The organism is Serratia sarumanii (assembly GCF_029962605.1).
GTDB classification, from domain to species: domain Bacteria; phylum Pseudomonadota; class Gammaproteobacteria; order Enterobacterales; family Enterobacteriaceae; genus Serratia; species Serratia sarumanii.
The window spans coordinates 841,946-861,440 of the sequence record NZ_CP124750.1 but is presented as its reverse complement, the minus strand read 5'-3'; the positions used below and the strand labels follow the sequence as shown (position 1 = coordinate 861,440).

The following is a 19,495-nucleotide window of genomic DNA, read 5'->3' as shown; positions in this document are numbered from 1 at the left end:
AAGGCGGAAGCTGATTATGACTGACAACCCGTTATTGGTGCTGCGCGAGCGCATCAGCGCACTGGATTTGAAACTGTTGGCCCTGCTGGCGGAACGCCGTGAACTGGCGATCGAAGTCGGCAAGACCAAACTGCACTCTCACCGTCCGATCCGCGACAAAGAGCGCGAGCGCGATCTGCTGGATGCGCTGATCGCCGCCGCCAAGCCTTACGACCTGGACGGTTTCTACGTCACCCGCCTGTTCCAACTGATCATTGAAGACTCCGTCCTGACCCAGCAGGCGCTACTGCAGCACCAGCTCAATCCCGTCAGCCAACACTCCGCCCGCATCGCCTTTCTCGGCCCGAAAGGCTCTTATTCACATCTGGCGGCGCGCCAATACGCCGCCCGCCATTTCGATCGGTTGATCGAATGTGGCTGCCAGAAGTTTCAGGATATCTTCGCCCAGGTGGAAACCGGCCAGGCGGACTACGCCATTCTGCCGATCGAGAACACCAGCTCCGGCTCGATTAATGAGGTGTACGACCTGCTGCAACACACCAGTCTGTCGATCGTCGGCGAACTGACCAACCCGATCAACCACTGTGTTCTGGTGGCCGGCGACAGCGATTTGAGCCAGATTGAAATCGTCTACAGCCACCCGCAGCCGTTCCAGCAGTGCAGCCAGTTCCTGAATCGATTCCCGCACTGGAAAATCGAATACACCGAAAGCACGGCCGCCGCAATGGAGAAAGTCGCCAAGTTGAATTCGCCGAAGGTGGCGGCGCTGGGCAGCGAGGCCGGCGGCGCGCTGTACGGGCTGCAAGTGCTGGAACACAACCTCGCCAATCAACAGCAGAACATCACCCGCTTTATCGTCCTGGCGCGTAAAGCGATCGACGTCTCCGAACAGGTGCCGGCCAAAACCACGCTGATCATGGCGACCGGCCAGCAATCCGGTGCGCTGGTCGAAGCGCTGCTGGTATTGCGCGACAACGGCATCATCATGACCAAACTGGAGTCACGCCCGATCAACGGCAATCCGTGGGAAGAGATGTTTTACATCGATGTGCAGGCCAACCTGCGTGCCGACGCAATGCAAAAAGCGCTGCGCGATCTGGCGCCCATCACCCGCTCGCTGAAGGTGCTGGGCTGTTATCCCAGCGACACCGTGGTGCCGGTCAACCCATCCTGACGCGATAAAAAAAGGTTCGGCCAAGCCGAACCCTTCATTTTTATTTACCGCCGGTATTTTACTGCCGGCTGTCGTTAGCCTGCCGTAACAGCGTGCGGCTTTCCACCAGGAAGCGCTGGGCGTAATCGCCAAACCAGTGCTCCACCTTGCGGAAGCTATCGATAAACGCCTGTTTGTCGCCGTGCTCCAACAGCTTGATCGCCTCGCCGAAGCGCTGGTAGTAGCGTTTGATCAACGCCACGTTTTCCTCCGACGACATGATAATGTCGGCGTACAGCTGCGGGTCCTGCGCAAACAGGCGGCCAACCATCGCCAGCTCCAGCCGGTAGATCGGCGAAGAGAGCGCCAGCAACTGCTCCAGTTGCACGTTCTCTTCCGCCAGATGCAACCCGTAGGCGAAGGTGGCAAAGTGCCGCAGCGCCTGAATAAACGCCATGTTCTGATCGTGTTCGACCGCACTGATGCGGTGCAGCCGCGCCCCCCACACCTGTAGCTGTTCAAGCAACCACTGGTAAGCCTCTGGCCGGCGGCCGTCGCAGTAAACCACGACCTGCTTCGCCACGCTGCCCACGTCCGGGCCGAACATCGGGTGCAACCCCACCACCGGGCCACTGTGCACCGCAAGCATCGCATGCAGCGGACGGTTCTTCACCGACGCCAAATCCACCAAAATACAGTCGTCGGGCAACGGCGGCAGGCGGCTTATCACCTGTTCGGTCACATGGATCGGCACGCTGACGATCACCATGCCGGCGTCTGCCAACAGCTGTTCCGCCTGCGGCCAATCTTCCTGATCCAATACCCTGACCTGATAACCCGACAACGTCAGCAGACGGTTGAACAGCCGGCCCATCTGGCCGTTGCCGCCAATGATGACGATCGGCCGCAGCTGCGGGCACAGGGTTTTAAAGCCTTTATCGTTCTCGCTGACGTACGATTCGCGCATCACGCGGCGCAAGACATCCTCGATCAAATCCGGCGGCACCCCGAGGTTTTCCGCCTCTTGACGGCGCGAGGCCAGCATCGCCGCTTCGCGCTCCGGCACATAAACCGGTAAACCGTGGCGGCTTTTCACCTCGCCGACTTCCGCTACCAGATGCAGGCGTTTCGCCAGCAGATCCAGCAGCGCTTTGTCCACCTCGTCAATTTGATCGCGCAACGCGGTCAGTTCTGCCACCATAACTTACTTTTCTCCCGTGCGTGCCGTCAGCGCAGCGCCGAGTTCCTGATGCATATGACGCAGCAGCGTTTCCGTGCTTTCCCAGTTGATGCAGGCGTCGGTGACGGACACACCGTAACGCATGTCTGCACGCGGCTGCTCGGAAGACTGGTTGCCCTCATGCAGATGGCTCTCCAGCATGATGCCGGTGATCGAACGGTTGCCCGCCTTAATCTGCTCCACCACGGACTCGGCCACCGCCGGCTGACGGCGATAGTCTTTATTCGAGTTGCCATGGCTGCAATCTATCATCAAGGACGGATGGAGTCCCGCCTCGAGCATCTGTTTTTCACAGGCCGCAACGTGCTCGGCGCTGTAGTTCGGGGTTTTACCGCCGCGCAGGATCACATGCCCGTCCGGGTTGCCCTGGGTCTGCAGCAGGCAAACCTGGCCCGCCTGGTTGATGCCGACAAAACGGTGCGGCATGGCGGCGGCGCGCATGGCGTTGATGGCGGTGCCCAGACTGCCGTCGGTGCCGTTTTTGAAGCCGACCGGCATCGACAGGCCGGAAGCCATTTCGCGGTGGGTCTGCGATTCGGTGGTGCGCGCACCGATCGCCGACCAGCTGAACAAGTCCCCCAGGTACTGCGGGCTGTTCGGATCCAACGCTTCGGTAGCCAACGGCAAGCCCATGCCCACCAGATCCAGCAACAGGCGACGCGCGATATGCAAGCCTGCTTCAACGTCAAACGAACCGTCCATGTACGGATCGTTGATCAAACCTTTCCAGCCGACAGTGGTTCTGGGTTTTTCAAAATAGACGCGCATAACGATATACAGCTGATCGCTCAAGTCAGCCGCCAGGGTTTTCAAACGACGGGCGTAGTCAAGCGCCGCATCCGGATCGTGGATCGAACAAGGCCCGCACACTACCAACAGGCGATGATCGCGCCCCTGCAAAATGTTGGCGATGGTATTGCGCGCGGTGGCGATTTCATTTTCGTCGTCGGCGCTAAGCGGGAACTGGTTCTTCAGCTCCCCCGGCGTGATGAGAACCTGTTCTGCACTGATGTGTACGTTATTGAGCGCGTCTTTTTGCATGATGCTATTCCTGTCGTTTGGCGTTATGCGTTGAAGTGGAACCTTGAGCGTTTCAGGGCTCTACCTTATCACGCAATGTAAAGTTTTCAATCCAATTTCCGTAAATAAAAAATTACCGTAATTACCCCTAAGAAAAACCATTGGGAAATGCACTTCAATAAATACAATAAATGCAATAAATTTAATAATATATATAAACAAAAGGATTGCCAACGCCTCTCTACCCGCTTGCCTGGCAGTAGATGGACGCCGTAAACATAAATGTACATTTGATTTTACAAGGAAGACGCGCCCCCACCTCAGCGCCAACGAATGGGCTGAGACAGGCATCCGCCAGACTCAGCACGAAGCGCTGCTGAAAGCGATGAATTTCAGTAGAAGAAAAGCGAATAAATAAGGAATAAAAATTAAAAACTTAAGCTAATGGCGGCTATTTTTGTCGCCGAAATGAACCGATATAATGTGACCGTCATCAACAATAACCACCCTTAACAACTGGATCCAAAATGCTCTCTTCTCGCGCTCGTCGCGCTTTTCCGCTGTATATTTGCTGCTTAACGACTTTCACCAGTGTTTCAGCTCTCGCCGACAATACGCTTTTCACCGCGATGGACGATCCGGCCACCGCCAAGAAACCGTTTGAAGGCAACGTGCAGGCGGGCTACAACGCCCAGTCAGGCAACTCGCAGAGTTCCACCCTGCTGGCCAACACCAACATGACCTGGTTCAACAGCGACGCGGCGTACAGCCTGTGGGGGGCGGCCAACAACACCACCTCCTCCAACGTGCGCTCCTCCGAAAAATACCAGGCCGGTGGCCGTACGCGCTATAACCTGACCGACCGCAACTACCTGTTCGGCCAAGCCAGCTGGCTGAGCGACCGTTTCAACGGTTACGATTCACGCTCCACGCTGACGGGCGGCTACGGCCGTCAACTCCTCAACGGGCCGCTCAGCGACCTGCGGGTGGAATTCGGTCCCGGCGTGCGCCATGACGAATACCACGGCGGCGGCCGCTCGACCAAAGGGCTGGCCTACGGTGCGGCCAACTATTCCTATCAGCTGACCGACAACACCAAGTTCATTCAGGGCGTTTCCGCGCTGGCGAACGAGGAAACCACGCTGAACTCGGAAAGCGCGTTGAACGTGGCGATCAACGATCGCTTCTCACTGCGCGTAGCCTACACCGTGACCTACAACAGCAAACCGCCGGCCTCGGCACCGAAAAACACCGACACCACCACCTCGGTCACGCTGGTCTACGGCCTGTAATCTCCCTTCCAGAATCTCTCGAAGCCCATCATCGATGGGCTTTTTTATGCCTGCCGCCCTCTTTTGCACAATCTGCTAAAAATATTCATCCCACCCATTGACGACTTTAGCAAATAGCTTAATACTGTATGCATATACAGTAATTATTGTACAGCCTCGGGGCATGATGGATTTCGATAGTGAGCGACCAGTAACGCATCGATGGCCACCATAGTTCCCGAGATGCTGTAAACAAAGCGAGCATAAGTTATGGAGAAAATCACCTCATTCATCACCTACGCCATGGCGCTGTTTCTCGCTTGGCTCGGCAAGCTCTCTCCGCAGGACATTGCCTTTTTAGTCGGTGCGGCGGTAGGCATCGGCACGTTTCTGGTGAACTGGTACTACCGACGTAAAAGCCTGCAGATCTTGAAGGCCATTGAGCGCAATGCGGCATCACGGAGGAAAATTTACGATGAGTGCAATCGTTAAGCGCTGCAGCGTCGCCGCCGTTTTGGCCATCGCGGTGCTGTTACCGTCATTTGGCGAGCTGCAAACCTCAGAAGCCGGTCTCAGGCTGATCGCCGATCTCGAAGGTTGCCGCCTGTCGCCTTACCAGTGCAGCGCCGGGGTGTGGACGCAGGGCATTGGGCATACTGCCGACGTCATCCCAGGCAAGACGATCGATGAACGGCAAGCCGCGGTGGGTTTGGTCGACGATGTTCGCCGCACCGAACGCGGCATGGCCGCTTGCCTGCCGCATACGCTCTCGCAACAAACCTATGATGCGGTGATCGCCTTCGCCTTCAACGTGGGCATCAGCGCAGCCTGCCACTCTACGCTGGTCGCGCTGCTGCAACAGCGCCAGTGGCGGCAGGCCTGCGATCAGTTGCCTCGCTGGATTTACGTAAACGGAAAGAAAAACAAAGGGCTGGAACAGCGACGCGCCACGGAACGCGCACTGTGCTTGCAGGGTATTGCCTCATCATGACGAGTTCGCTCGCCGAAGGGTGATGCCACAACAATTTCACTTAATTTGTTCAAGGGGGTTCTTATGATGCACTGTCCATTATGCGGTCACGTGGCCCACACTCGCTCCAGCCGCTATCTGAGCGAGTCGACCAAAGAGCGTTACCATCAATGCCGCAACATCAATTGCAGCTGCACGTTCGCCACGCACGAGTCCGTCGCGCGGGTGATCGTCAAACCTGGCGATGACATTGTCCCGGCGCAGCCGCACCCGCCGGAGAGTCAGCATAAACAAAGCGCCGCCGCGCTGTAATGCAAAAAGCCTGCTGATGCAGGCTTTTTAATGTCGCTGCCAGGCGGCCAAGTCTCGCAAATGCGAGATGATAGATTTTCCAGATAAAAAAAGGGGTTGGCATAATGCCAACCCCTGATAACTATTAACTTTTGGATGCAGCGTTAGCCAACGCGGTTCAGACGCTCTTTGATACGAGCAGCCTTACCAGTACGCTCACGCAGGTAGTACAGTTTAGCTTTACGAACGGCACCACGACGTTTCACAGCAATGCTGTCGATTACTGGGGAGTGAGTCTGGAATACGCGCTCAACACCTTCGCCGTTGGAAATCTTACGAACAGTGAATGCAGAGTGCAGACCGCGGTTACGGATAGCGATAACCACGCCCTCGAATGCCTGCAGACGTTTTTTGCTACCTTCAACGACCCATACCTTCACTTCCACGGAATCACCCGGACGGAATGCAGGTACGTCTTGTTTCATCTGCTCTTGTTCAAGTTGCTTAATAATGTTGCTCATAATATGTCTCTTACCCTAGGTAAACTGATATATCGGTCCCGTCTGATGTCAGACGTTTCCTTCATAGTCCTGTTGCCTGGCCTGATGTTCCCGTTGGAACTCAGCCAGCAACACCGCTTGCTCGTCAGTCAGAGCTAGGCTTTCTAGAAGTTCAGGTCTTCTAAGCCAGGTTCGGCCCAGCGACTGCTTTAAGCGCCAGCGACGTATCTCGGCATGGTTGCCCGACAGCAGAACCGGCGGTACTTCCATCCCTTCCAACACCTCTGGGCGGGTATAGTGCGGGCAGTCCAGCAATCCGTCGGCGAAGGAGTCTTCCTCCGCTGAGGCCTGATGGCCCAGCACACCCGGTATGAAACGGGCGACTGAATCAATCAGGGTCATCGCCGGCAGTTCCCCGCCGCTGAGAACGTAATCGCCGATTGACCATTCTTCGTCAATTTCGGTTTGGATTACGCGCTCGTCTATCCCTTCGTAGCGGCCGCACACCAGAATCATCTTCTGATTGGCCGCCAGTTCGCACACGCCGGTTTGATCCAGCTTGCGCCCCTGAGGTGACAGATAAATCACCTTTGCTCCCTCGCCTGCCGCTGCTTTCGCCGCATGAATGGCTTCCCGTAAAGGTTGCACCATCATCAGCATTCCCGGGCCGCCGCCGTAAGGGCGATCGTCCACGGTACGATGCCGGTCGTAGGTGAAGTCGCGAGGACTCCAACACTGCACGCTCAGCAGGCCATTTTTTACTGCCCGGCCAGTCACCCCGTAATCGGTGATAGCGCGGAACATCTCAGGAAACAGGCTTACAATACCGATGAACACAAGCCAATCTCCTTACCGTTATTCCACTTGCTTCGACCGTTTGATCCGGGGGTCAAAAACCAGGATCCCAATCTGCCTCAATCACGCGGGCAGTGAGATCGACTTTCTTGATAACCTGCCCATGAAGAAACGGAATCAACCGCTCCTTCATGCCGAACGCATCTTTCAGGTTCGCTTTCACAACCATCACATCGTTCGAGCCGGTTTCCATCATATCGATGACTTTACCCAGCTCGTAGCCGGCGGTGGTGACTACCTGGCAGCCCATCAGGTCTTTCCAGTAGTAATCGTCACCCTCCAGCGGAGGAAGTTGCTCAGAATCCACCATAATCTCGCGATTAGTCAGCAGATTCGCCGCGTCCCGATCGTCAATGCCTTTGACCTTGATGATCAGATCCTGACTGTGGCGCTTCCAGTCTTCCAACTCGATATGCTGCCACTGACCCGCCTGCTGGATAAACCACGGCTGATAGTCAAAAATGCTTTCGGCGTTCTCGGTGGATGAAAACACTCTGAGCCAACCACGAATGCCGTAAGCGGACCCCATTTTACCGAGTACAATCGGCTGCTTAGGCGCTACCGGTTTGAGTTGCTTGCTCATTGCCACCACCGCGACAGATTAAGCTGCTTTCTTAGCGTCTTTGATCAGCGCGTGAACGCGATCAGAAACGGTTGCACCCAGACCAACCCAGTGCTCGATGCGGTCCAGGTCCAGACGCAGTGCTTCAGCCTGACCGGAAGCGATCGGGTTGAAGAAGCCTACGCGCTCGATGAAACGACCATCACGAGCGTTGCGGCTGTCGGTCACTACTACTTGATAGAACGGACGCTTTTTAGCGCCGCCACGTGCCAAACGAATTGTTACCATAACATCCTCTTTAGTTAATAAAACAGCCGGGCCCCATTGAGGGACGGGGCCCGGTTGCAATATAAAAAGCCCGAAAATTTTACTCATTTTGGCGCAAAAAGCAATCTAAAGCGTCGATCGCAGGGGACAACTTTTGCAGCCTGTCAAATTTCGGGCGGTTTTCACCGCGAACGGCGAATGCTGAAAGCGCCCGCACTCGGCGTGCGGAGGCCCATCAGCGGCCTGGGAAGCCCGGCGGCATCATACCTTTCATGCCGCGCATCATCTTCGCCATACCGCCTTTCTTCATCTTCTTCATCATACGCTGCATTTCGTCGAACTGCTTCAGCAAGCGGTTGACGTCCTGCACCTGCATGCCGGCCCCCATCGCGATGCGGCGCTTGCGCGAGCCCTTGATGATTTCCGGTTTGGCGCGCTCTTTCAGCGTCATCGAGTTGATGATCGCCTCCATGCGCACCAGCACTTTATCGTCCATCTGCGACTTGACGTTGTCCGGCAGCTGGCCGGCGCCCGGCAGCTTGCTCAGCATGTTGGCCATGCCGCCCATGTTGCGCATCTGCTTGAGCTGCTCCAGGAAGTCGGTCAGATCGAAACCGTCGCCCTTCTTCAGCTTGTTGGCCAACTTCTCCGCCTGCTCGCGGTCGACCTTGCTTTCGATATCTTCGATCAGCGACAGCACGTCGCCCATGCCCAGGATGCGCGATGCCACGCGATCCGGGTAGAACGGCTCCAGCGCTTCGGTCTTCTCGCCCACGCCGAGGAATTTGATCGGCTTGCCGGTGATATGACGGATGGACAGCGCGGCACCGCCGCGCGCGTCGCCGTCGACCTTGGTCAGCACCACGCCGGTCAGCGGCAGCGCTTCGTTAAACGCCTTGGCGGTATTGGCGGCGTCCTGGCCGGTCATGGCGTCGACCACGAACAGGGTTTCCACCGGCTTGATCGCCGCGTGCACCTGCTTGATCTCGTCCATCATCGCTTCGTCAACGTGCAAGCGGCCGGCGGTATCGACGATCAGTACGTCGTAGAATTTCAGCTTGGCCTGTTGCAGCGCGCGATTGACGATGTCGATCGGTTTTTCTTTGACGTCAGACGGGAAGAAATCGATGCCGACGCCTTCCGCCAGCGTTTCCAGCTGTTTGATCGCCGCCGGGCGATAAACGTCCGCGGAAACCACCAACACTTTCTTCTTCTGTTTTTCTTTCAGGAATTTGCCGAGCTTACCGACGCTGGTGGTTTTACCGGCGCCCTGCAGGCCCGCCATCAGCACCACCGCCGGCGGTTGGGCCGCCAGATTCAGCTCGGTGTTGACTTCGCCCATCGCGGCGATCAGCTCGCCCTTGACGATCTTGACGAACTCCTGCCCCGGCGTCAGGCTCTTGTTGACTTCATGGCCGACCGCGCTCTCTTTGACGCGGTTGATGAAGTCGCGCACCACCGGCAGCGCGACGTCCGCTTCCAGCAACGCCATACGCACTTCACGCAGGGTTTCCTTGATATTCTCTTCGGTCAGCCGCCCGCGGCCGCTGATATTGCGCAACGTGCGCGACAATCGATCGGTTAAATTTTCAAACATCGTCTCATGCTCAACGTGTGATGACAGGCCGCTCCGGCGACACAATTGCGCCGATGATAACACGAAGCGCGCCGGATCTCTGCCTCAGCGTTGGAGATAGGTTGGAGTGAAACGCGCGCAACGTTATACTGACACTCCAATTAACCACGCCGAAGCAAAATTAAACGCTATGCCAGTTTTCTCCATTGTGGCTTTGATGGCCTACCTGCTCAGCCTTGGACTGATCATTCCCAGCTTGTTGCGGAAGAACAGCGCATACCGTCGGCTTGCCCTCGTCTCGGCGGTGGTGGCGCTGATTTGCCACGCCATCGCGCTGCAGCAGCGCATCTTCGACGTCAGCGCCGGGCAGAATCTCAGCCTGCTGAACATTGGCTCGATCGTCAGCCTGATCATCTGTTCGGTCATGACCTTCGTCGCCTCGCGCGACCGCGGCTGGTTCCTGTTGCCGATCGTCTACAGTTTCGCGATGATCAATCTGGCCTTCGCCAGCTTCATGCCCGGCGAGTTCATCACTCACCTGGAGTCCAGCCCGGAATTGATGGTGCATATCGGCCTGGCGCTGTTCTCTTACGCCACCCTGATCATCGCCGCGCTCTACGCCTTGCAGCTTGCCTGGCTCGACTACCTTCTGAAAAACAAGAAGTTGACCTTTAGCGCCGACATGCCGCCGCTGATGAGCATCGAGCGCAAGATGTTCCATATCACCCAGATCGGCGTGGTGCTGCTGACGCTCACTCTGTGCACCGGCCTGCTGTACATGGATAACCTGTTCAGCAAAGAGAACGTGCATAAAGCGGTGCTGTCGATCATGGCCTGGTTCGTGTATATCGTGCTGTTGTGGGGCCATTACCATGAAGGCTGGCGCGGCCGCCGCGTCGTCTGGTTCAGCTTCGCCGGCGCCTTCCTGCTGACGCTCGCCTACTTCGGCAGCCGTCTGATTCAGCAAGTGATGGTGCGCTAAGCCGGCCGCCTCAACTTTCCCTCTCTATAAGGAATACTGCATTGGAGCATGTGTCGACGGGGACCCTCATCATTATCCTGGTGATCATGATCGTGGTCTCCGCTTACTTCTCCGCCTCCGAAACCGGCATGATGACGCTCAACCGTTATCGCCTGCGTCACCTGTCCAAACAGGGCAATCGCTCGGCGCGCCGTGTGGAGAAGCTGCTGCAAAAACCGGATCGGCTGATCGGCCTGGTGCTGATCGGCAACAACCTGGTCAACATCCTCGCCTCGGCGCTGGCGACCATCGTCGGCATGCGGCTGTATGGCGACCTCGGCGTGGCGATCGCCACCGGCATACTGACCTTCGCCGTGCTGCTGTTCGCCGAAGTGCTGCCGAAAACCTTCGCCGCGCTCTACCCGGAACGCATCGCCTTCCCCAGCAGCTTTCTGCTGGCGCCGCTGCAAAAAGTGATGTTCCCGCTGGTCTGGCTGCTCAACGGCATTACCAGTATGACGCTGCGCCTGTTCGGCATTCGCACCAACGTGCGCATCAGCGATGCCGTCAGCAAGGATGAGCTGCGCACCATCGTGCGCGAATCCCAGTCGCAAATCTCCCGGCGCAATCAGGACATGCTGATCTCGGTGCTGGATCTGGAAAAGGTGACGGTTAACGACATCATGGTGCCGCGCACCGAGATTGTCGGCATCGACGTCAACGACGACTGGAAGTCGATCATGCGCCAGTTGACCCACTCGCCGCACGGACGCATCGTGCTGTACCGCAGTTCGCTGGACGACGCCATCGGCATGCTGCGCGTGCGCGAAGCCTACCGCCTGATGACCGAGAAAAAAGAGTTCAACAAAGAGAACCTGCTGCGCGCCGCCGACGAGATTTACTTCGTGCCGGAAGGCACGCCGCTCAACGTGCAGCTGGTGAAGTTCCAGCGCAACAAAGAGAAGGTCGGCATCGTGGTCGATGAGTACGGCGACATTCAGGGCCTGGTCACGGTGGAGGATATCCTCGAGGAGATCGTCGGCGACTTCACCACCTCGATGTCACCCACGCTGGCGGAAGAGGTCACGCCGCAGAGCGACGGTTCGGTCTTGATCGACGGCACCGCCAACGTGCGCGAGCTGAACAAGGCCTTCAACTGGACCTTGCCGGCCAACGAGGCGCGCACCGTCAACGGCATGCTGCTCGAAGAGCTGGAAGAGATCCCCGAAATCGGCACCCGGTTGCGTATCGGCCATTACGATATCGACATTCTCGACGTGCAGGGCAACATGATAAAACAGGTGCGGGTCACGCCGATCACCTCGCTGCAGTCCAGCGTCGGCCATCACTGACCGCTGGCCAGAACGTAAAAAAGACGCGAAATCGCGTCTTTTTTTCTCTGCGGGAACTCGCGGCTAGATATGCAGTTCCTGCAGCTTCTCTTTCGGCAGCGCCAGCTCGTCGTTGTGGTTCACCACCACGTCGTTATCCAGGATGTGCTTGGCGATCTCCTGCGCTTCTTCCAGCGAGTGCATATGGTAAGTGCCGCACTGGTATTCGTTCAGCTCAGGGATTTTGCGCTGGTCGGTCACTTTCAGCACGTCGGCCATCGCCGCTTTCCACGCATCAGCTACGCGCTGCTCTTCCGGCACGCCGATCAGGCTCATGTAGAAACCGGTACGACAGCCCATCGGGGAGATGTCGATAATCTCCACGCCCTGGCCGTTCAGGTGGTCACGCATAAAGCCGGCGAACAGGTGCTCCAGCGTGTGAATGCCGCGCTCGGGCATCACTTCCAGGTTCGGGCGGCAAAAGCGCAGATCAAACACCGTGATGGTATCGCCGTGAGGCGTCTTCATGGTTTTCGCAACGCGGACAGCCGGGGCTGCCATACGGGTATGATCGACGGTAAAGCTATCCAGCAATGGCATTTCGCTACCTCCTCGTAAAAGAGCATTTATTTCGAAACTTTTTTTCCTAACCGGGAAACCTTTTCCAACCCTGCGAGTCTCAGTATCTGAAAGACGCGCATTTGTTATCATCATCCCTGTCATCAGAGATGCATATTTGGCCACATTGATGTGGCCTTTTTCTTTTTCAGCTTCCGCCGTTTTGCTTCAGGAACGCTTCAAAGCTTAGCGTATCATTGGCTTCTATGTCGCGTTGGCGTTGCCACGAGGCTTCCCGCTCTTTATCCAGCTCGGCCTCGTTCAGGATTTCCAACGGCTCTTCCAGCAGCATCTTGCGATATTGCTCCGCCAATTGTAGGCCGACGCGCCCAGTGCCTTCCGCTTGCATCGCTTTCAGGATGCGTGCGGAGAAGGTCAGCTCAGGGTCGTCGAACGCGGCGACCAGCTCATCGCACACCTGCTGGTATTGGCGATCGCCGGCTTCGCCGTCCAACACTTCCGCCACTCGACGCAGATCGGCGAACAACGCCTTGCCCACTTTTTCGAGCGGTTCATGGCTGGCGCCACAGCCGATGCCGATGGTCTGGCCCGGCTTGCGCCCCTCCAGGATCACCCGGTTCCAGTTCTTGCGCGTGCACAGCAGTTCATCGCTGGTCATCTCCGGCGCATCGGCCAGCGCGCACCACACCAGGAACAGATCCAGGAAACGCGCCTGCACCGCATCCACGCCGATCGGCGAGAACGGGTTGATGTCCAGCGAACGCACTTCGATGTATTCGATACCACCGCGCAGCAGCGCGTCCGACGGCGTCTCGCCGCTTTTGGTCACGCGCTTCGGCCGGATCGGCGCATACAGCTCGTTCTCGATTTGCAGCACGTTGCTGTTCAGCTGCAGGTAACGGTCACCCTCTTTCACGCCCAGCTTGGCGAACTCTTCGGAAGGCGTCGCGATCGCCCGTTTCAGACCGGCCACATAGCTGTGCAGATCGTTAAAGGTGATGCCCAGATTGCTCTGCGACTTGTTGGTATAACCCAGGTCGCTCAGGCGCAGCGAAGTGGCGTACGGCAGGTAGCACATCCCCTGCTCGGTGCGCTCGAACGGCAGATTGGTCTCGCGCCCCTTGAGGAACGAAGAACAAATGGCCGGCGATGCCCCGAACAGATACGGGATCACCCAGCCGAAACGGTAATAGTTGCGGATCAGGCGGAAATAGCCCGCCGAGATCTGCTCTTTACCGCTTTCTGCGTCCTGCACGCCGGCCCAGGCCTGCCAAAACTCCAGCGGCAGCGAGAAGTTGTAGTGCACGCCGGAAATGGTCTGCATCAGCGCGCCATAGCGATTCTTCAACCCTTCGCGGTACAGCGTCTTCATGCGGCCGATGTTCGACGAGCCGAACTGCGCCAGCTCGATATCCTGCTCAGCTTCGATAAAGCACGGCATGCTGAGCGGCCACATGCGCTCATCGCCGATATTGCGCGCCACGTAGCGATGAATATCGCGCAGGAACGTCAGCAGGTGGTCGATATTGTCATCAACCGGCGTAATGAACTCTAACAGCGCTTCGGCGAAATCCGTGGTGATCCAGTGGTGCGTCAATGCCGCGCCCAGCTTTTCCGGATGCCCGGTGGTCGCCAAGGTGCCGTTCGGCGTGACCCGCAGCGTTTCACGCTCGATGCCGCGACGAATGCCTTTTAATGCCTGGGGATGGGCTTCCAACCAAGAAAGCGCCTGTGATACGTCCGGGATCAAATTGACCTCCCGCTTCTAAAAACAATAACTCGTAAGCATACTGAATCCGCACCCGAGAGAATATTGAGTTATATTCACTTGGTTACTGCCACCAGGCGATGCCCTGTACCGTTATCATAGCCAAAACGATGTAACGCAGCGCCTTTCCGATACACAGAAACAGCGCGACAGAGCCCCAGGGCATGCGCAGCCAACCTGCCAACACGCACAACAAATCGCCCACCACCGGCACCCAGCTGAGCAACAGCGCAGCCGGGCCGAAGCGTTGCAGCCACCCGAGCGCCGTTGCCAGCCCCCGCTGTGGTTTCAACGCCGGTAACAGGCGCCCGATAATGACATTGGTCAAGCCACCCAGCGTGTTGCCCAGGGTCGCGGCCAGCACCAGCAACTCCGGCGAGACGCGACTCTGGGTCAGCAAGGCGACCAGAACGATTTCTGAATTTCCCGGCAGCAGCGTCGCACTGAGGAAGCTACTGCCAAATAACGATATTACGGCTAGCGTACTACTCACAGCGTACGGACGTCTACCACCGCCATACCGGCGCTTTTCGCCGCCTGAATGCCGAAATCAGCGTCTTCAAACACCACGCATTTTTCCGGCCGCACGCCGATCAGTTCGGCGCAGCGCAGGAAGGTGTCCGGCTCCGGTTTGTGGCGCTGCACGTCGTCCGCACCGACGATCGCGTCGAAGCAGTTGAACAGGCCGAGATGACGCAGCAGCATTTCCGCCATGCGGTGCTCGCTGCCGGTGCCGACCGCCATCGGACGGCGGCCATGATAGGACTTCACCACCTCGATCAGCGGCAATGGACGCACGCTGTCCAGCAGCATCGCTTCCACCGCGCGGGTTTTCTCCGCGGCCAGGTGATGAGGATCGAGATCGGCCTGATGGCTGGCGATAATCGCCTGCGCGATGCGCCAGGTCGGCGAACCGCTCAGCGCCACCATGGCCGCTTCATCAAACGTCATGCCATAACGGGACAGCACTTCACGCCACGCTTTACGGTGCGTTGGCTCGGTGTCCAGAATCGTGCCGTCCATGTCGAAAATAAGACCCTGATAGCGGTCGTACATCGTTACTCCATGATCGTTGAGGAAAGAAAACTACTTTAGCGTAAAGCCGTTGGGTTGTCGCTGACTGCGTCATAACGGAATGTGCTGTGCCCTATCGGGCGCAAAGGAGGACAGGGGTGAAGAGAGAATGGTTAAATGCTGAAAAGCGAAAAACCCGCCGAAGCGGGTTTCTCTTAGATGGTGCATCCGGGAGGATTCGAACCTCCGACCGCTCGGTTCGTAGCCGAGTACTCTATCCAGCTGAGCTACGGATGCATTACTGTTTTTACTGCTTGCCTGCTTCGCTAATGAGGCCAGACTTAAAGAATGGTGCATCCGGGAGGATTCGAACCTCCGACCGCTCGGTTCGTAGCCGAGTACTCTATCCAGCTGAGCTACGGATGCACAGTAATTCTTTGATACCCTATGGTACTTTGTTCCCAACTCTACCATACGGCTAATATGGTGCATCCGGGAGGATTCGAACCTCCGACCGCTCGGTTCGTAGCCGAGTACTCTATCCAGCTGAGCTACGGATGCAAATGGCGGTGAGGCGGGGATTCGAACCCCGGATGCAGCTTTTGACCGCATACTCCCTTAGCAGGGGAGCGCCTTCAGCCTCTCGGCCACCTCACCAAACGCTTTCTTTCGAATTGTGCCTAACTCGCTTTAGAGAAGCTCATCGGCACTGCGTGGCGCACATATTACTTTCTCCGACTTTTAAGTCAAACAATTTTTCCCAACTCATGCGCGTTTGCACAATTCGCACCCAACATGGGCGATTTCACGGCAAAAAGGGCGTTTTATCAACAGGCAACCGCCGCGTCTGTAGCAACAAAGCAGGAAACTAACCGGGAAAATAATCACGAAAAAGAAGAGGGAGGGCGAAGGAAGTGGGTAAAACGATGCAGTAGCGTCTCGTCTGGCAACGAGACGCTGCTTCGGAATCAGTAAGTCGTCTGCTGAGACTTCTCTGCCTGAATGCGCTGATAGATTTCTTCACGGTGAACCGAAACCTCTTTGGGGGCGTTCACACCAATACGCACCTGGTTGCCTTTTACCCCTAGCACAGTAACCGTAACCTCATCGCCAATCATGAGGGTTTCACCAACTCGACGAGTCAGAATTAACATTCTTTGCTCCTTGAAAGATTAAAAGAGTCGGGTCTCTCAGTTTCCCCGTCATTATCCATCATATGTGGTGAAAACGTAAGCCGCGCAACCCACAATAAGTGTAAGCAGACTTGGTCCCACCTCAGATAATGGTAAGTTTAGCCGACCTGAAAAACTTTGTTCCCGCAATTGTAACTAAATTGTGTTAGCACAGTATGAAAACGCCATAATCAACAAAGTATTATGGCGTTTGTGCGTGCTATTTATTTATATTCACAGCTTCGAGGCCACCCAGGCTTCTACGCTGTTTAACGCCGCTGGCAGGGCGTTGATATCCGTCCCCCCCGCCATCGCCATATCCGGGCGACCACCGCCCTTGCCGCCGACCTGCTGCGCCACGTTGCCGATCAACTCGCCGGCTTTCACGCGGTCAGTCAGATCCTTGGTCACACCAGCAACCAGACTGACTTTGTCATCAGCCGTCGTTGCCAACACGATGATGGCCGAACCCAATTGATTTTTCAGGTCATCTACCATGGTGCGCAGCATTTTGGCTTCGACATTATCCAACTGGCTGACCAACAGCTTCACGCCGTTAACCACTTTTGCCTGGCTGGACAACGAAGCGCTCTCCTGCGCCGCCTGCTGATCTTTCAACTGCTGCAGTTCTTTTTCCAGCGCGCGCGTGCGATCGAGCACCGAGCGCACTTTATCGGTCAGGGTGTTACTGTCGCCTTTGACCAACTGAGCAACGTCTTGCAACAAATCGCTTTGCTGATGCAGCGTAGCGATAGCGCCAGCGCCGGTCACCGCTTCAATACGGCGGATGCCCGCCGCGGTGCCCGACTCGCTCAGAATGCGGAACAGGCCGATATCGCCGGTGCGGCTGGCGTGGGTGCCGCCGCACAGCTCGGTGGAGAAGTCGCCCATGGTCAGCACGCGCACGTTGTCATCGTACTTCTCGCCGAACAGCGCCATCGCGCCCTTCTCTTTGGCATCTTCCAAGGCCATCAGCTCGGTCTGCACCGGCAGGTTACGACGCACCTGCTGGTTCACCAGATCTTCCACCGCGCGGATTTGCTCCGGCTTCATCGCTTCGAAGTGCGAGAAGTCGAAACGCAGGTATTTGTCGTTAACCAGCGAGCCTTTCTGCGCGACGTGGTCGCCCAACGTTTGGCGCAGCGCGGCGTGCAGCAGGTGAGTTGCGGAGTGGTTCAGACGAATGCTGTTACGGCGCTCAGCGTCGATCTGCGCGTCCACGCGATCGTTCAGCTTCAGCGAACCCTGCGCCAGTTTGCCCTGATGGCCGATAGCCTGACCGTATTTCTGGGTATCGTTGACCGTAAACTCAGCGCCGGCGGCTTTCAGCACGCCTTTATCGCCGACCTGGCCGCCGGATTCGCCATAGAACGGCGTCTCATCCAGCACCACCACCGCCTCTTCGCCGGCGTTGATCTGATCGACCGGCTGGCCGTCGCGGAACAGCGCGATGACCGTCGCCTGCTGCTCGTCGTGATCGTAACCGCTGAACTGGCTGCTGCCATCCACGCGGATCAGGCTGTTATAGTCGGCGCCAAAGCCGCTGGATTCGCGCGCACGGCGGCGCTGTGCTTCCATCGCGTCTTCAAAGCCCGCTTCGTCGACTTTCAAACCGCGCTCGCGGCAGACGTCAGCGGTCAGATCGATCGGGAAACCGTAGGTATCGTACAGACGGAAAGCGGTTTCGCCGTCCAGGGTATCGCCCTGCAGCTTGGCCAGCTCTTCGTCCAACAGCGCCAAGCCACGCTCCAGCGTGCGGGCAAACTGCTCTTCTTCGGTTTTCAGCACCTGCTCCACCAGCGATTGCTGGCGTTTCAGTTCGTCGGCCGCCGGGCCCATCACTTCGATCAACGGCGCCACCAGTTTGTAGAAGAAGGTGTCTTTCGCGCCCAGCATGTTGCCATGGCGGATCGCGCGACGAATGATGCGGCGCAGCACATAGCCGCGGTTTTCGTTAGACGGGATCACGCCGTCCGACACCAGGAAGGCGCAGGAACGAATGTGGTCGGCGATAACGCGCAGGGATTTGTTGTCCAGATCGGTTGCGCCGGTCACTTTAGCCACGGCGGCGATCAGGGTACGGAACAGATCGATTTCATAGTTGGAGTTCACATGCTGCAACACCGCCGCAATGCGCTCCAGACCCATACCGGTATCCACAGAAGGTTTCGGCAGCGGCAGCATGGTGCCGTCGGACTGACGGTTGAACTGCATGAAAACGATGTTCCAGATCTCGATGTAGCGGTCGCCGTCTTCTTCCGCGCTGCCTGGAGGGCCGCCCCAGATGTGATCGCCGTGATCGTAGAAAATCTCGGTGCACGGGCCGCATGGGCCAGTGTCGCCCATCTGCCAGAAGTTGTCGGAAGCGAAAGGCGCGCCCTTGTTGTCGCCGATGCGGATAATGCGCTCGGCCGGTACGCCGATTTGCTTCTGCCAGATGTCGAACGCTTCGTCATCGGTTTCATACACGGTGACCCACAGTCGCTCTTTCGGCAGGTTGAACCAGTTTTCACCGGTCAGCAGTTCCCATGCGTAGCCGATCGCGTCGTGCTTGAAGTAATCGCCGAAGCTGAAGTTGCCCAGCATTTCAAAGAAGGTGTGGTGACGCGCGGTATAACCGACGTTTTCCAGGTCGTTATGCTTGCCGCCTGCGCGCACGCAGCGCTGCGAGGTGGTGGCGCGGGAATAGGCGCGTTTGTCGAGCCCCAGGAAAACATCCTTAAATTGGTTCATGCCGGCATTGGTAAACAGCAATGTCGGATCATTGTTAGGCACCAGGGAGCTGCTCGCTACAACCTGATGACCCTTACTATGAAAGAAATCGAGAAACGCTTGACGGATCTCAGCGGTGCTCTTGCTCATAATTTTCCTGGAAAGGCTAGAATAACGACACGTGAGCCGGTGACGCGTCATCCCGACGATGACAACCAGCTCACGAACAAAAAGTGGGGATAAGATAAATTTT

Annotated in this window: 20 protein-coding genes and 4 tRNA genes; 7 read left to right on the top strand and 17 right to left on the bottom strand. The window is 57.2% G+C overall.

The window, feature by feature from the left end; genetic code table 11:
- Positions 1-16 precede the first annotated feature (16 nt).
- Positions 17-1,174, top strand: a complete 1,158-nt coding sequence (pheA, locus tag SSARUM_RS03970) for a bifunctional chorismate mutase/prephenate dehydratase (RefSeq protein WP_033650020.1) — start codon at positions 17-19, stop codon at positions 1,172-1,174.
- Positions 1,175-1,232: 58 nt separating this feature from the next.
- Here the strand turns inward: pheA and tyrA are convergent, their stop codons facing one another.
- Both tyrA and SSARUM_RS03960 read right to left on the bottom strand, forming a co-directional pair.
- Complete coding sequence (gene tyrA / locus SSARUM_RS03965; protein ID WP_033637185.1) at positions 1,233-2,354, bottom strand: bifunctional chorismate mutase/prephenate dehydrogenase; 1,122 nt, start codon at positions 2,352-2,354, stop codon at positions 1,233-1,235.
- 3 nt (positions 2,355-2,357) lie between these two features.
- The gene (locus SSARUM_RS03960; RefSeq protein ID WP_033650022.1) at positions 2,358-3,434 is read right to left on the bottom strand and encodes a 3-deoxy-7-phosphoheptulonate synthase; all 1,077 of its coding nucleotides are present in this window, start codon (positions 3,432-3,434) and stop codon (positions 2,358-2,360) included.
- Between the two features lie 506 nt (positions 3,435-3,940).
- Between SSARUM_RS03960 and SSARUM_RS03955 the strand changes: the two genes are divergently transcribed.
- The 4 genes from SSARUM_RS03955 (at position 3,941) to SSARUM_RS03940 (ending at position 5,966) form a co-directional block, all read left to right on the top strand.
- A complete protein-coding gene (locus SSARUM_RS03955) occupies positions 3,941-4,705 on the top strand; it encodes a DUF481 domain-containing protein (protein ID WP_004932469.1) in 765 nt (254 codons plus the stop codon).
- 249 nt (positions 4,706-4,954) lie between these two features.
- On the top strand, positions 4,955-5,176 hold the full coding sequence (locus SSARUM_RS03950; RefSeq protein ID WP_025301641.1) for an HP1 family phage holin: 222 nt from the start codon (positions 4,955-4,957) through the stop codon (positions 5,174-5,176).
- Positions 5,160-5,675 (top strand): lysozyme, encoded by a 516-nt coding sequence (locus SSARUM_RS03945; RefSeq protein WP_039568943.1) that lies wholly within the window; start codon positions 5,160-5,162, stop codon positions 5,673-5,675. The genes SSARUM_RS03950 and SSARUM_RS03945 overlap by 17 nt, the downstream gene beginning before the upstream one ends.
- A gap of 63 nt (positions 5,676-5,738) precedes the next feature.
- Positions 5,739-5,966 (top strand): ogr/Delta-like zinc finger family protein, encoded by a 228-nt coding sequence (locus SSARUM_RS03940; protein ID WP_033637183.1) that lies wholly within the window; start codon positions 5,739-5,741, stop codon positions 5,964-5,966.
- 143 nt (positions 5,967-6,109) lie between these two features.
- Here the strand turns inward: SSARUM_RS03940 and rplS are convergent, their stop codons facing one another.
- The 5 genes from rplS to ffh form a co-directional block, all read right to left on the bottom strand.
- Positions 6,110-6,466: a 50S ribosomal protein L19 gene (gene rplS / locus SSARUM_RS03935; RefSeq protein WP_025301638.1), complete on the bottom strand. Its 357-nt coding sequence runs from the start codon at positions 6,464-6,466 to the stop codon at positions 6,110-6,112.
- A gap of 48 nt (positions 6,467-6,514) precedes the next feature.
- On the bottom strand, positions 6,515-7,282 hold the full coding sequence (gene trmD / locus SSARUM_RS03930; RefSeq protein ID WP_004932485.1) for a tRNA (guanosine(37)-N1)-methyltransferase TrmD: 768 nt from the start codon (positions 7,280-7,282) through the stop codon (positions 6,515-6,517).
- 52 nt (positions 7,283-7,334) lie between these two features.
- Complete coding sequence (rimM, locus tag SSARUM_RS03925) at positions 7,335-7,883, bottom strand: ribosome maturation factor RimM (RefSeq protein ID WP_019455135.1); 549 nt, start codon at positions 7,881-7,883, stop codon at positions 7,335-7,337.
- An 18-nt stretch (positions 7,884-7,901) separates the two neighbouring features.
- The gene (rpsP, locus tag SSARUM_RS03920) at positions 7,902-8,150 is read right to left on the bottom strand and encodes a 30S ribosomal protein S16 (RefSeq protein ID WP_004932501.1); all 249 of its coding nucleotides are present in this window, start codon (positions 8,148-8,150) and stop codon (positions 7,902-7,904) included.
- Positions 8,151-8,364: 214 nt separating this feature from the next.
- Positions 8,365-9,726: a signal recognition particle protein gene (gene ffh / locus SSARUM_RS03915; RefSeq protein ID WP_004932504.1), complete on the bottom strand. Its 1,362-nt coding sequence runs from the start codon at positions 9,724-9,726 to the stop codon at positions 8,365-8,367.
- Positions 9,727-9,895: 169 nt separating this feature from the next.
- On the opposite strand from ffh, the gene SSARUM_RS03910 reads away from it, so the two are divergent.
- Both SSARUM_RS03910 and SSARUM_RS03905 read left to right on the top strand, forming a co-directional pair.
- Positions 9,896-10,687 carry a cytochrome C assembly family protein gene (locus tag SSARUM_RS03910; RefSeq protein WP_033637181.1) on the top strand — a complete coding sequence of 264 codons (792 nt, stop codon included), beginning with the start codon at positions 9,896-9,898 and terminating at the stop codon, positions 10,685-10,687.
- Between the two features lie 41 nt (positions 10,688-10,728).
- Entirely contained in the window at positions 10,729-12,018 is a 1,290-nt protein-coding gene (locus SSARUM_RS03905; RefSeq protein WP_033637180.1) for an HlyC/CorC family transporter, read from the top strand.
- 63 nt (positions 12,019-12,081) lie between these two features.
- Here the strand turns inward: SSARUM_RS03905 and luxS are convergent, their stop codons facing one another.
- The 10 genes from luxS to alaS all read right to left on the bottom strand — a co-directional run bounded on the left by luxS (position 12,082) and on the right by alaS (position 19,392).
- Entirely contained in the window at positions 12,082-12,597 is a 516-nt protein-coding gene (gene luxS, locus SSARUM_RS03900; protein ID WP_019455133.1) for an S-ribosylhomocysteine lyase, read from the bottom strand.
- Between the two features lie 166 nt (positions 12,598-12,763).
- Positions 12,764-14,326: a glutamate--cysteine ligase gene (gshA, locus tag SSARUM_RS03895; protein WP_060419447.1), complete on the bottom strand. Its 1,563-nt coding sequence runs from the start codon at positions 14,324-14,326 to the stop codon at positions 12,764-12,766.
- 82 nt (positions 14,327-14,408) lie between these two features.
- The gene (locus tag SSARUM_RS03890) at positions 14,409-14,837 is read right to left on the bottom strand and encodes a YqaA family protein (RefSeq protein ID WP_004932520.1); all 429 of its coding nucleotides are present in this window, start codon (positions 14,835-14,837) and stop codon (positions 14,409-14,411) included.
- Positions 14,834-15,400, bottom strand: coding sequence for a fructose-1-phosphate/6-phosphogluconate phosphatase (yqaB, locus tag SSARUM_RS03885; protein ID WP_033650025.1), 567 nt, complete (start codon positions 15,398-15,400; stop codon positions 14,834-14,836). Before yqaB ends, SSARUM_RS03890 begins: the two co-directional genes overlap by 4 nt.
- A 178-nt stretch (positions 15,401-15,578) precedes the next feature.
- Positions 15,579-15,655, bottom strand: a tRNA-Arg gene (locus tag SSARUM_RS03880).
- A 52-nt stretch (positions 15,656-15,707) separates the two neighbouring features.
- Positions 15,708-15,784: transfer RNA gene (locus tag SSARUM_RS03875), tRNA-Arg, on the bottom strand.
- Positions 15,785-15,842: 58 nt separating this feature from the next.
- A tRNA-Arg gene (locus tag SSARUM_RS03870) sits at positions 15,843-15,919 on the bottom strand.
- A 3-nt stretch (positions 15,920-15,922) separates the two neighbouring features.
- Positions 15,923-16,015 (bottom strand) — tRNA-Ser (locus tag SSARUM_RS03865).
- 311 nt (positions 16,016-16,326) lie between these two features.
- Entirely contained in the window at positions 16,327-16,512 is a 186-nt protein-coding gene (gene csrA / locus SSARUM_RS03860; protein ID WP_004091602.1) for a carbon storage regulator CsrA, read from the bottom strand.
- A 252-nt stretch (positions 16,513-16,764) separates the two neighbouring features.
- Positions 16,765-19,392, bottom strand: a complete 2,628-nt coding sequence (alaS, locus tag SSARUM_RS03855; RefSeq protein WP_060388115.1) for an alanine--tRNA ligase — start codon at positions 19,390-19,392, stop codon at positions 16,765-16,767.
- Positions 19,393-19,495: the final 103 nt, after the last annotated feature.